Consider the following 12526-nt stretch of genomic DNA (forward strand, 5'->3'; position numbering starts at 1 on the left):
ACCCCTTAGTGTCAAATCGGAAAATCATGGCGGACCAAAAACGGTAGCGAAGGCGATGTCCTTGAACCGTCGGAGCGGTTCGCCGGAACGCTCCACTTTCATGCGCAGGATCGCGCCTTCCCAGGAGGCAAGAAGAAACTCCGCCAGATCCCGTGGAGTGAACGTGCTGTCGATTTCCCCGGCAGCCTGGGCCTCCGCGATGCAGTCGCTAAAGGGCTGAAGCCACTCCCGGTACATCGCGACGAGATGTTGGCGCAGCGGCTCGCTCTCCTGGACCACCTCCAGGCTGAAGTCGCCGATCAGGCAGCCCCGCACATAGCCATCGGCAGCGAGCCGATCCGAGATGATGTCCAGGTACCGCAGCAGTCGTTGCCGGGGCGCAAGACCAGCGTCAAGGAGCGACTCGGAGATCCGCTTTCGGATCGAGGAAAAATACAGGTCCAAGACCTCGGCGGCGAAATCCTCTTTCGATCGAAAGTGGTTCGTAAACGAGCCCTGGGCGACCCCGGCCTCCGCAACGACATCTCTGACGCCGGCGCCGTGATAGCCTTGGCGGAACATCACGGCCAGGCCAGCTTCGAGAATCTTGCTTCTAGCGGACGGTTTGGGCATGCGTGCAAACTACGTACGACCGTATTTTTGTCAAGTCCCGTTGACAATAATACGTACGTACGTATTGTGGCGACCGTATCAGCTTTAACGGGAGGAATGAATGTCATCCGACCAGACACTACCCGCAGTTCGCGTGCTCGATTCGACCATGGCCTATCGGGAGGCTGGTGAGCCCGGATTGCCGGTGGCCCTGTTTCTCCACGGCAACCCAACCTCCTCCTTCATTTGGCGTCACATCCTTCCGATCGTGGCGGGATCGGCACGCTGTATCGCGCCCGACCTGATCGGCTTCGGCCGATCAGGCAAGCCCGAAATCGGCTATCGGTTCTTCGATCACGTGGCCTATCTCGATGCATTCCTCGAGGTTATGGGGATCGAGGCCGCTTACATCGTCGCGCAGGATTGGGGCACCGCCCTGGCCTTCGAATTGGCAGCCCGGCGGCCCGACATCGTGAAGGGATTGGCTTTCATGGAGTTTATCCGGCCAATCCCGACATGGAACGATTTCCATCAGAGCGAGGTCGCGCGGGAGACGTTCAGAAAATTCCGCACGCCGGGAATCGGCGAGGACATGATCCTCGGACAGAACGCGTTCGTCGAGCGCGTGCTTCCCGGGTCCGTCCAGCGGGGGCTTGATGTGCAGGAGATGGAGATCTACCGCGCCCCCTTTGCGACGCCCAAATCGCGTACCCCGACGTGGCGCCTTCCGAACGAGTTGCCGATTGCGGGCGAGCCGGCGGACGTCTGGCAGACGCTGGACGAGGCACACGCCGCATTGCGGGTATCGGATTATCCGAAGGTGCTGTTTGCCGGCAACCCGGGCGCTCTCGTGTCGCCTGCCTATGCCGAAGCGTTTGCGGCTGGGCTCAGGAACTGCCGTTTGTTCAAGCTGAACTCGGGCCTGCACTACCTCCAGGAAGATGAACCCGAAGCAATCGCTGCCGGCGTCGTAGACCTGATATCGGGTGCCGAGCATCCTTCCGGTCATGGATCGGCAGAAGTCGAGCCCCACCAGCCTATCACCATCACCTATTGCGGGCCGTGCGGATATGAGAGCCGCGCCACCCAGGCTGCCAGGAGCCTGACTGATGAACTCGGCCTTCCCGTGGAGTTGAAAGCCGGCAAAGGGGGCGTATTCCAGGTCGCGGTGGCCGGTCAGGTCGTGACATCGAGGCGCAAGGGATACTTTCCCGACAACGCTGATGTCGTGCGCGCGGTAAGGGAAGCTCTGCAACGGCGTCGCGAAAACGATCAGGGTGGGATGCCTGTCTAGCTCGGCATTTGGCCCAGACTGACCACGACCTTGCCGAACGGCCCGCGCCGCTGGTGCTCGAAAGCCTCGTGGACCGCCTCGAAGGGATAGACGGCATCGATCACCGGTCTGACGCCCAGCGCCTCGATTGCCACATTCATGCGCTCGAACTGCCGTCGCGAGCCCGTGGCGATGCCCTGCAGCGTAATGCGGTTGCGCGTCAGCACCGGTGTCGGCACGGCCAGTTCGGTACCCGCCAGCTGGCCGATGAGGGATACAAGCCCGCCGGCTGCCACTGTCTCGATCGATTGCCGCAGATTGGCGCCGCCGATCAGCTCCAGGACATGGTCGACCCCGCGCCCGCCCGTAAGCGTCCGCACTTGTGCGCTCCAGTCGGGGTTGGCGCCGGTGTCGACGCAGAGCCTTGCCCCTAGCATCCGGGCGCGTTCGAGCTTGTCGGCGTGGCGCGACAGCAGGATAGGGACTTGCCCGAAGGCCAGCGCGAATTGCAGTGCAAATAGCGCCACGCCGCCGGTTCCTTCGATAAGCACAGTCGTGCCCGGCCGCGACCGTCTGGACTCGACCAACGCCGACCAGGCGGTGAGCGCCGCGATTGGCAAAGTCGCTGCTTCCTCGTCGCCAAGCGAAGCCGGCGCCGGCACGGCGGCGTCCTCGCCGAACACGACGTGGCGCGCCAGCACGCCCGGCAGCGACAACCCCAGCGTCTGTCTGTGCGACACCGGCGGCCCTTCGCCGTCGGCCCAATCGGCAATCACCTGCCCCAACACGCGGTCGCCGACGCGGAAACGCGTCACTTCGGACCCGATGGCGACCACCTCGCCCACCGCGTCCGACGCCGGCACGAAGGGCAGCGACATCGCCGGCAACTTGCCATCGATCAACAGCAGGTCCTTGAAGTTGAGCGCCACCGCGCGCACCGCGACCAACAGCGCGCGCCGGCCGACCGACGGCAACGGCACCGCCTCGCGTACCAGCTTGTCGAGCCCAAACCCGGTCATGCGCCAGGCTTCTGTCATGTCATCCATTGCGCATCTCCAACCCTGTCCGGCCTGTATTACCATCGCGCATCCAGCTACAATGGTGCGAATTTGTCGGCAGATCGTTGCGATTGGATACACAATGAGCCTCATAGCTGGCAGCCTTGAGGGCGCCCTCGCCTTCGTCCAAGCCGTCGATGCGGGCAGCTATACCGCAGCGGCGGCGCGGCTACGCCTGACCAAATCGGCCGTCGGTCGCAAGGTGCTGCAGCTCGAGCAGCGGCTGGGCGTGCGCCTGCTCAACCGGACAACCCGCCGCTTGAGCCTGACGGCCGACGGCGAAATCTACTACGAGGCCTGCCGGCGCGCGCTTGCGGGGCTCAGCGAGGCACAGGACGTCATCGCCGCCGGACGACAGGCGCCGGCGGGCGTGGTGCGGCTAGCTCTGCCGTTGGCGTTTGGCCGCCGCTGGGTGGCGCCGGTGCTGTTCGGGCTGGCCAAGGACCATCCGGCGCTCCGGCTCGAGATCGGCTTCGATGACCACCGCTCCGACCTTGTCGACGACGGCATCGACCTCGCCGTGCGCCTCGGCCCTCTCGCGGACAATGCCTCACTGACCGCCCGACGGCTGGGCACGCAGCGTTCGCTGTTGTGCGCCAGTCCCGCCTACCTGGCCACGGCCGGGACACCCGCCGATATCCAAGGGCTGGCCCAGCATGCGCTGCTGGTCTACGGCCGGCGCGATTTCATCAACCCATGGCCACTGCCCGATGGCAACGGAACCATGCTCTACCAGCCGCAAGCCAGGCTGATGATCGGCGACGGCGATGCGCTGTTGCAGGCGGCGGTCGCCGGCTGCGGCATTGCCTTCCTGCCCGACTGGCTCGCCGGCAACAGCTTGCGTCGCGGCGAGCTGGTGCCAGTGCTGATGAGCTCGGCCGTGGACACTGCCCCCATCCACCTGCTGTGGAGCGCCGGCCGCGTCGTACCGCCGCGCATGCGCGTGATCATCGATGCATTGGTCGCTCACGCCGCCTTGCTGCACGAGCGGTCATGAGCTGTCGCTACGGAGGGTCCCTGCGCTTGTGAAGGAACTTAGGCCCGAACGACGCCCAGGTTCGGATCAGATTTCCAGATCGTCGATGATGCGGGAGAGCGTCGAGCGGCCAAGGGCACTCATGGCGGGGTTGGTGCTCCGATAGTACCAGACCAGGCCCATCGCCTGCTGGAAGGCCCATGCCGCTCCGCGCTGCCACTCGAGCTGGCTTGATCCAAGATGGGCACGCACGGTTTCGCGCCGACTGCGATCAAAAAGATGCCATGCGGCGACAAGATCCAAGGCCGGGTCGGCCGGTCCGAAGCTGCCGCAGTCGAGCACACCAACAAGGCGGTCCCCACGCACGAGCAGGTTGGCCGGAATAAGATCGCGATGGCCCATAACGTCGGGACCGGACGGCGGCAGTTCACGCAGCCGAGCCCAGATGCGACGGAGCCGAGACACGTCCAGGAGACCCTCGCTGTTGTTGAAACAGATCGACATCCACTCGTCGTGGTCCGGAAGACTGCCGCCCCTCCCTTGCCCATCAAAACGACGTCCATCCGTGGTCGCTGCCCGCAGCGACGCAATCAGCCTGGCAATGTCGCGTGCGAAGGTCGCGGAAGCAGCAAGCCCATCGTGCGTGGCAACGTCACCTTCTATCCAACTCTGCATTGCCCAAGGCAGCGGATAGAGCGGGCCCGGTTGACCAAGCCCGAGCGGTCGAGGACAGGCAACCGAAGAATGCGCGGCAAACTCGGTCATGGCCGCGGCTTCGTTGCGCAGCATATTGGCGCACTCGACAGGCGCCATCGCACGCAGCGGGAATCTTGCCGCTACACTCGATCCGATCCTGAAGATTGCATTGACCGTACCGATCGCGCCAAGCTGCTCGATCTTCTCGTGGCGGTGCTCCGGGAACTGCTCGAAGACGATCGCGCGAACGATATCCGCATCGATATGGATCTGGTCCGAGTGCATCATGGTGCCGGCGTCTCCCTGCCAATTCCTCGCCGAATGGTCGGGACAAGCGTCGATGGCATGTCCGCATCCGCCACGTCACACAGCGCCAGATGTCCCGGCAGATGACACCAGCAGAAACGTCAATTTTGCGAAGCCTAGACAGCCAGACCCGGTCGCGTCTGCAACTCCTCGGTCCGGGATAGATACAGGTCGCGCAGATCGCGCTGCCTGAGCATGAGGTCCAGGATGCCATCCCTCGATTGCCGGATATGACGGCGGGATTCGCGGCAGGCCGTGTCGGCGTCCCCGGCAGCGATCGCTTCAACGATCATGTGATGGTCGTCACGCGCCGCCTTCCAGTCGTTCAACTGGGTCAACTCCATCCAGACATAGACCTGGCACTTGTCCAAAAGTCCGTTCAGCATTTCCGCGAGCATGGCGTTGGCGCTAAATCGCGCGATTGCGCGATGGATTTCCATGCCCGTCTGCATCTCTTCCAGCCGGGCGCGAGGAGCCGAATCGGTTTGCGCCAGGCGCTCGCAGTCCGCGACCAAGCCGCGCAGCAGTTCCACTTCATCGCGGGTGATGCGGGCGATCGCCAAGGTCGTCGCATAGGCGTCCAGCTCAGCCCGGATGTCGAACACATTCCGAAGCATCGTCTCGTCAAATTGAACCACCGCAAATCCGGTGCGGGGACGTTCGACCACAAGCCCGTCACGCTCCAATCGATTGAGCGCCTCGCGCACCGGCGTCCGGCTGACCTGAAGCTGTTCGACGAGCTCGAGTTCCGTAATTCGCCTGCCCGGTGACAGCTGCCCGGTCACGATCATCGCCTTAATCGATTCATAGGTCGACTGACGCAAATGGCCGCGGGCAACGTCGTTCATCGGGGCTCCTAACACCGGCTGGCGTCAACGCGGCAAATAGGTACCGGTTGACTCGCGCATTCGCAAGCGCATAGTGTATACAACAAAGTATGCAAAAAGTGTAGTCAATTGCTGCCCTACCCGGAAGGGGAATTGGGCAGGCTGGGGGAACGTCATTGATGCAAGCTGACATGGTGGTCACGAACGCAAGAATTCTGACCATGGACCCGGCCCGGCCGGCGGCTTCTGCGATGGCAATCGCCAACGGACGAGTTCTCGCTGTTGGCGACGCAACCGATGTGCTGCCGCTTGCCGGCAATTCGACGCGGATAATCGACGCTGCCGGCCGAAGCGTGCTGCCGGGCTTCATCGAAGCGCACATGCATGTGTTTGGCGGCGGCGCCATCCTCAATGACCTGTTGCTCACGGGCACGAAGGGTGAAGCCGCGATCCGCGACAAAGTGCGGGCTCACGCGGCGGCAAATCCGGAGGCGAAGGTCCTTTTCTGCCAAGGTGCCGATTACGACATGCTCGACGGCAGGCCGATCGACCGGCATTTCCTCGACAGCATTCTCGATGACCGGCCGCTGGCCTTCGTGGCCTTCGACCATCACACGATGTGGGCGAATACCATACTGCTCAAGGAAGTCGGGCTTCTCCATGGAAAGGCACTGGGGCCCGGCAACGAGGTGGTCATGGGCGGGGACGCCCTCGCCACCGGCGAACTGCGCGAAGTCGAGGCCTTCGGACCGGTCAATGTCTATGCCGGCACCTTTCGTTCGTCGCTGGGGCTTTCCACGGGAGGCGAGCCGCCCGAACCGCCAACGCCAGAGGAAAGGGCGCTGGACCGGGCATCCATAAAAGCCGCCCTGGCCTGGTGCGCCAGGCACGGGATCACGTCGATCCACAACATGGACGGAAATCTTTACACGCTGGAACTGCTCACCGAGATCCAGGAACAGGGCGCCCTGCTCTGCCGCGTCAAGGTTCCCTTCCATTTCAAGAACTTCATGACGGTGGCCATGCTGGAAAAGGCGTCCCGCATGAATGACGACTATCGCGGAGACTGGCTGAATTCCGGTCTCGTGAAGGCGTTTTATGACGGCGTGATCGAAGGCTACACCGCTTATCTCGTCGACGGCTATGCTGACAGGCCCGACTTCACCGGGGAACCGCTCTTCACCCAGGCCCAATTCACGGAAATGGCGATCGAGGCGGACCGGCGCGGTTTGCAGATCGCCGTGCACGCGATCGGCGACGGCGCGGTGCGCTCGGTCCTGAACGGCTATGAAGCCGCCATGAAGGCCAATGGCCCGCGGGACGCGCGCCACCGGGTCGAGCATATCGAGGTCATCCAGCCCAGCGACATTCCGCGCTTTGCTGCCCTTGGCGCGATCGCATCCATGCAGCCGCCGCATCCCCCAGGCGTGATGGATTTCCCGCTTGAACCGGCCAAGACCCGCATCGGGCCCGATCGCTGGCCGCTTGCGTATGCCTGGCGGACCTTAAAGCAGGCGGGAGCCCATGTTGTCTTCGCGTCGGATTGGCCAGTGGCGCGGATTGATGTCCTGGCTGGCATCCACGCGGCCGTCAACCGCAAGCCCTGGGCGCCGCATCTGCCAGACCAGAGCTACACCGTCCACGAGGCGATTGCGGCCTATACGATCGAAGGCGCCTATGCCGAACACGCTGAGGACCGGAAGGGACAACTCAAACCCGGTCATTTCGCCGATTTTGTCCTCCTATCCGGCGATATCGAGGCCGTTTCACCCGAGGAGATCAACACCCTCTCACCCGCACTCACCGTCTGCGGCGGTCGCGTGACCTTCGAGGCCTGATATGCTGGCATTGTCCCAACCCATCCAGCCGCAAACCGCGGATCGTCGCCTGGCGGTCCAGGCGATCGGCCTGCATAAGAGTTATGGGACCGGCGCTTCGGCCTTTCTGGCGCTTGACGACGTGTCGATCGACATTGCCGAAAACGAGTTCTTTACGTTGCTGGGGCCGTCCGGCTGCGGAAAAACGACCCTTCTGAGGCTGATCGCCGGGTTCAACTTTCCGACCAATGGACAAATCCTGCTCCGCGGCAAGGACATTGCGGCGCTTCCGCCGTTTCGGCGGCCCATCAACACGGTTTTCCAGAACTACGCACTCTTTCCCCACATGTCTGTCGCCGAGAACATCGGTTTCGGACTGAAAATGCTGGGCTGGACGAAGTCCAGGAGCGTGGATCGCGTGGCCGCGATGCTGAAACTCGTGCGGATGGAAACGCTTGCCGACCGTCGGACCAGTGAGATTTCCGGCGGGCAACAGCAGCGTGTCGCCCTGGCCCGCGCTCTGGCTCCGCAACCGGAAGTGCTTTTGCTCGATGAACCGTTGTCGGCCCTCGACTACAAGCTGAGAAAGGAAATGCAGGTCGAACTGAAGCGGCTCCAAACCGAAACCGGCATCACTTTTATCTTCGTGACGCACGACCAGGAGGAGGCCTTGGCAATGTCCGATCGCATTGCCGTCATGAACCGTGGACGGGTGCTCCAGGTTGGCCGTCCTCGGGAGATCTACAACGCTCCGGTGGACAGGTTCGTCGCCGACTTCATCGGCGAATCGAACATTCTGAGCGGCCGGCTTGTCGGGCAGGCGGCTGCGGATGCTCACCAGGTCAGAATTGCTGGCGCTGTCGCTACCGCCTACGGCAAAGCCGGAACTTCCGGCGACGGGACGGTTCAGGTCCTGATCCGCCCGGAACATGTCGACGTCCTCGACTCCCCGTCATCGGACTGCATTCCTGCAGTCGTCGAGGACGAGGTTTTCGTTGGGACGGACACCCGCCTTCAATTGCGCCTGAACGACGGTTCGACTTTCACGGCCCGCCTGACCAACAGCCCGGAACAAGAGAAAATCAGGACGTCCGGCACACAGGTATGGCTGCGAATCCATAGCCATAGCGCCCGACTGCTCGGAGGCGAACATGTCCAGCATCGCTGAGATGGCGGCCACACGCCGGACCGCCGAAAGCCGGCGCCGCTGGTTGCTCAAGGCGCCGGCGCTAGCGACCATCGTGATCGCCTCTGTCGGGCCGCTTGCAGTGATGCTTGTCTATTCGGTGATGGCAAAGGGCGCCTTCGGCGGGGTCGCACTCGGTCACTTCAGCCTCGACGGCTGGACGAATGTCTTTGTGGAGCGGGATCCCTTTGACGACACGCTCGTACTGGCCGATGCCAATCTCATCATCTTCTGGCGTTCCATCAAACTGGCACTGGTAGCGACGCTGGCCACGCTGCTCATCGGCTTCCCGACCGCCTATTACATCGCGACCCGGCCCGAGCAGGTCCGGTCGCAATGGATGCTGCTGATCACGATCCCCTTTTGGACCAATCTTCTGATCCGCACCTTCGCGATCATGGGCCTCCTGTCCAATCAGGGGCCGGTCAACAACATCCTCATCTGGGCCGGGTTGATCGACAAGCCCATGCAGATGCTGTTCACGGACGGGGCGGTTCTCCTGGGGCTCGTCTACGTCTACCTGCCCCTCATGGTGCTGCCGATCTATGCGAGCCTCGAGCGGATGGATTTCAACCTTGTTGAGGCAGGGTACGATCTTTATGCGACGCGCTCAAAGGTGCTTTGGCATATCGTCATCCCCTCCTGCAAGCCGGGCCTGATCGCCGGATCGATCCTCGTCTTCATCCCCGCAATCGGCGCCTATGTGACGCCGCGCGTCCTGGGCGGGGGAAAGAACATGATGATGGGCAACCTGATCGAACTGCAGTTCGGTCAGGGTCGAAACTGGCCCCTCGGCGCAGCACTGTCCATCTGCCTGCTGGTGATCGTGACAGTGGCGCTCATCATCTACATCCGCGGAAGTTCGGGTAAGGAGAATGCGCATGGCCGCTAGTCAGCACGCATTCGATTTGAAGGCGCAGCCAGGCTTCAGCATCATTGCGCGATCGGCGATCGTCGCTCTCTATTTGCCGATCCTCATCCTCGTCGTGTTCGCCTTCAACGCGACCTCCTCGCTCGGCGTCTGGGGCGGCTTCTCGTTCGATTGGTTCGTCAAGGCCTGGCACAACGACCTGATCATCAACGCAGCCCTCTTCTCTTTGTTTCTTGCCACCGTGGCCGGCGTCCTGGCGACCGTCATGGCCACGATGGCTGCCATTGCCATGACCCGAACCGACGCCTATCGCGGGCAGTTGGTCTCCTACGCCCTGATCAACCAGCCTCTGATCGTTCCTGAAATCGTAACGGCCATCTCGCTTCTGATCGTGTTCGCCGCAGTCAAGTCGGCAACCGGCTACTCGGGCACCGGCTATCTGGTCCTGGCGCACACGGCCTTCTGCATCCCGTTTGCGTATCTGCCGATCCGCGCTCGGCTGGAAGGCATGGATCTGACCCTCGAAACCGCGGCAGCCGATCTCTATGCGGATCCGTGGAAGACGTTCCTGCATGTGACGCTTCCGAGGCTGGCGCCCGGCATCATAGCGGGTTTCATGCTGGCCTTCGTCATTTCGCTCGATGACGTCGTCATCACCGATCTGGTGAAGTCCGGCGGACAGGAAACCCTGCCGACCTACATGCTGGGTCAGATCCGTCGCGACATGACCCCCGAAGTCAATGCTGCCGCCACCATGCTCCTGGTGCCCTCGATCCTTCTGGTGACGGCCGTGCATCTGATCAACCGCAAAAAATAAGCAACCTTACAGAGGAGTGACAAGCATGCGATCCATATTGACGGCGCTGACATCGGCGATGCTGCTCGCGGCAGCAAGTTCAGCGGCCCTCGCAGAGGAAGAACTGAGCCTCTACAACTGGGGCAACTACACCAGCCCGGAACTCCTGGAAAAATTCAAGAAGGAAACCGGCATCAAGGTCACGGTGACGGACTACGACTCCAACGATACCGCGCTGTCCAAGGTCAGGGCGGGCGGCTCGGGTTTCGACATGGTGGTTCCGTCGGCCAATTTCGTGCCGATCTGGATCAAAGAGGGGCTCCTCCTTGAATCGCGGCCCGACCAGATGCCGAATTTCAAGAATGTCGACGAACGCTGGGTGAATGTCAGCTGGGATCCGGGCCGTCATTACTCTGTGCCGTGGCAGTGGGGTATGACTGGGCCGGTCGTTGCCACTTCCGTCTACAAGGGTGACATCAACACCAGCGCAATCTGGCTCGATCCGCCGCAGGAACTGAAGGGCAAGATCAATGTCGTGCCCGAGAAGAACGATGTTCTCTATGCCGCCATCCGGTACATGGGCGGCACTTGGTGCACCGGAGACAAGGCGCTGCTGAAGAAGGTTCGAGACAAGCTGCTCGAAGCCAAGAAGTCCTGGGTCTCGATGGATTACGGCATCGAAAAGATGGACAGCCGCGATACGTTGGCCCAGCTCTACTACAATGGCGCCGCATTCCGGGCGCGGCAGGTCAATGCCGACATAAAGCTCGGCTTCCCCAAGGAAGGCTATTCGCTGTTCATGGACAGCGTAGCAATTCTCGCCGACGCGCCGCATCCGGACAATGCCAAGAAGTTCCTGAACTTCATCATGGCGCCTGAAAACGCGGCCCTGATTTCGAACTTCGCGACCTATGCCAACGGCATCAAGGGCTCGACCCAATTCATGCGCGACGACATCAAGGCCGCGCCCGAGTTGAACATTCCGGCGGAGTACATTGCCGCCGGCGGCTGGCAGGAAGTCTGCCCCGCCGAGGTCGACGAACTCTATACCCGTATCTGGACCGACCTGATGAAGTGATGTTGCGTGCTCCGGCGGAGACCAATTCTCCGCCGGAGCCCCCGAACCTCAAATTATCCGGCGAACCCTGGCAAGCACACGTGACTTCCAGTTAGTGAGCGATCGCCTGCGCCGCTTGGGCTAATCAAAACCCCAACCCCATTGGTCGCGAGGGCCGCCGACATGACGGATCTGGTTGCTATCTGGCGGTGACATCGTGCCACCAGGCTGCCCACGCGATCGATGCGCCAGCCCGGCAGCGCTATTCCGGCAGCCCCGCCTTTCGCAAACCTTCTGCAAGCAGAGCCATATCGGCCGGACGGCTAGTTGAAACGACGTCGGCGAGATTGGAAATTCGTTGGCCGGGATCGAGGGCGAGCATTCGGCTCACCACTTTTTGCGCATCCTCGGTTCGGCCCGCGTGAGCATAGCTTGCAGCCGCAAAGCGCAACGACCCCAAAAAGTCCGGCTTTTCCCGCAACGACCTTTCAGCCCAAGATGATGCCTCCTCAAATCGACCAGCGAAGAGATGAGCCACTGCAACCGCATTCTGCATGTCGAACATGAGCGGGTCGACGGGGCTCATGCGTATCGCGGTCGCCAGGTGCCGGAGCGAGGTTTCCGTATCGCCGAGGTCGGCTCTGACCCAGCCGCTGAATAGCCACGCGGTAGCCAGGTTCGGATTGAGCGCAAGCGCGCGATCAATGAACGCTGCCGCTATTATTGTCGCCCACGACGTAGGCGAGCGCGGTCCCGCCGCGGGAAAGAGCGATCGCGTCATCCCTGCCCAAATCCACGGCCTTCAGAGCCAGGCGCTCGGTTTCGGCGGTTTCCTGCTTGCGATCCGTCATCCAGCCGTTGGCCTTGCGCATGACGGCACACCAGGCGGCCATGCCGTATGCCGAGGCAAATTCAGGGTCGAGTTCGATGGCTTTGTAAAACAACTGAAGGGCGTCTGCGGTGGATTCCCTGGTCAACTGGTGGAGGCTTGCTATCCCGCGCAGATAGTAGTCGTAAGCGTCAAGGTGCTCGGTCGGCTTGCGCTTGGCCCGCTCGATCTCTGCCTGTTCCA

General features: G+C 62.2%; 12 protein-coding genes and 2 pseudogenes. 8 read left to right on the forward strand and 6 right to left on the reverse strand.

The genetic code is table 11. The features are described 5' to 3' along the window. Positions 1-24: 24 nt before the first annotated feature. Positions 25-612 carry a TetR/AcrR family transcriptional regulator gene (locus PU724_RS22900; protein WP_354422791.1) on the reverse strand — a complete coding sequence of 196 codons (588 nt, stop codon included), beginning with the start codon at positions 610-612 and terminating at the stop codon, positions 25-27. A 100-nt stretch (positions 613-712) separates the two neighbouring features. Between PU724_RS22900 and PU724_RS22905 the strand changes: the two are divergent. After that, positions 713-1585: pseudogene (locus tag PU724_RS22905) on the forward strand (haloalkane dehalogenase); the annotation flags it as partial. A 51-nt stretch (positions 1586-1636) separates the two neighbouring features. Beyond that, on the forward strand, positions 1637-1885 hold the full coding sequence (locus tag PU724_RS22910) for an Rdx family protein (protein WP_292246062.1): 249 nt from the start codon (positions 1637-1639) through the stop codon (positions 1883-1885). Here the strand turns inward: PU724_RS22910 and PU724_RS22915 are convergent. Then, positions 1882-2910 (reverse strand): zinc-dependent alcohol dehydrogenase family protein, encoded by a 1029-nt coding sequence (locus PU724_RS22915; protein ID WP_354422789.1) that lies wholly within the window; start codon positions 2908-2910, stop codon positions 1882-1884. The genes PU724_RS22910 and PU724_RS22915 overlap by 4 nt on opposite strands. 94 nt (positions 2911-3004) lie before the next feature. Here PU724_RS22915 and PU724_RS22920 point away from each other — a divergent pair, with 94 nt between their 5' ends. After that, positions 3005-3919 (forward strand): LysR family transcriptional regulator, encoded by a 915-nt coding sequence (locus PU724_RS22920; RefSeq protein WP_354422787.1) that lies wholly within the window; start codon positions 3005-3007, stop codon positions 3917-3919. 66 nt (positions 3920-3985) lie between these two features. Here the strand turns inward: PU724_RS22920 and PU724_RS22925 are convergent, their stop codons facing one another. Further along, positions 3986-4882, reverse strand: coding sequence for an aminoglycoside phosphotransferase family protein (locus tag PU724_RS22925; protein WP_320320543.1), 897 nt, complete (start codon positions 4880-4882; stop codon positions 3986-3988). Positions 4883-5016: 134 nt separating this feature from the next. Beyond that, on the reverse strand, positions 5017-5748 hold the full coding sequence (locus tag PU724_RS22930; protein ID WP_128271715.1) for a GntR family transcriptional regulator: 732 nt from the start codon (positions 5746-5748) through the stop codon (positions 5017-5019). A gap of 158 nt (positions 5749-5906) precedes the next feature. On the opposite strand from PU724_RS22930, the gene PU724_RS22935 reads away from it, so the two are divergent. The 5 genes from PU724_RS22935 to PU724_RS22955 are packed head-to-tail and all read left to right on the forward strand — an operon-like array spanning position 5907 to position 11475. Then, positions 5907-7565, forward strand: a complete 1659-nt coding sequence (locus PU724_RS22935) for an amidohydrolase (protein WP_354422784.1) — start codon at positions 5907-5909, stop codon at positions 7563-7565. 1 nt (position 7566) lies between these two features. Beyond that, positions 7567-8712, forward strand: coding sequence for an ABC transporter ATP-binding protein (locus PU724_RS22940; RefSeq protein ID WP_354422782.1), 1146 nt, complete (start codon positions 7567-7569; stop codon positions 8710-8712). After that, on the forward strand, positions 8696-9622 hold the full coding sequence (locus PU724_RS22945; protein WP_354422780.1) for an ABC transporter permease: 927 nt from the start codon (positions 8696-8698) through the stop codon (positions 9620-9622). Before PU724_RS22940 ends, PU724_RS22945 begins: the two co-directional genes overlap by 17 nt. Then, positions 9612-10418 (forward strand): ABC transporter permease, encoded by an 807-nt coding sequence (locus PU724_RS22950; protein ID WP_126058920.1) that lies wholly within the window; start codon positions 9612-9614, stop codon positions 10416-10418. Before PU724_RS22945 ends, PU724_RS22950 begins: the two co-directional genes overlap by 11 nt. Positions 10419-10443: 25 nt before the next feature. Further along, positions 10444-11475, forward strand: coding sequence for an extracellular solute-binding protein (locus PU724_RS22955; RefSeq protein ID WP_127284779.1), 1032 nt, complete (start codon positions 10444-10446; stop codon positions 11473-11475). A 241-nt stretch (positions 11476-11716) separates the two neighbouring features. On the opposite strand, the gene PU724_RS22960 is transcribed toward PU724_RS22955, so the two are convergent. Together PU724_RS22960 and PU724_RS22965 are read right to left on the reverse strand one after the other, a co-directional pair. Further along, the gene (locus tag PU724_RS22960; protein WP_426213653.1) at positions 11717-12235 is read right to left on the reverse strand and encodes a tetratricopeptide repeat protein; all 519 of its coding nucleotides are present in this window, start codon (positions 12233-12235) and stop codon (positions 11717-11719) included. Then, positions 12156-12526 (reverse strand): annotated as a pseudogene (locus PU724_RS22965) (CadC-family transcriptional regulator); the annotation flags it as partial. The gene PU724_RS22960 and the pseudogene PU724_RS22965, both read right to left, overlap by 80 nt.

This window comes from Mesorhizobium abyssinicae (assembly GCF_049887195.1).
GTDB lineage: Bacteria > Pseudomonadota > Alphaproteobacteria > Rhizobiales > Rhizobiaceae > Mesorhizobium > Mesorhizobium abyssinicae.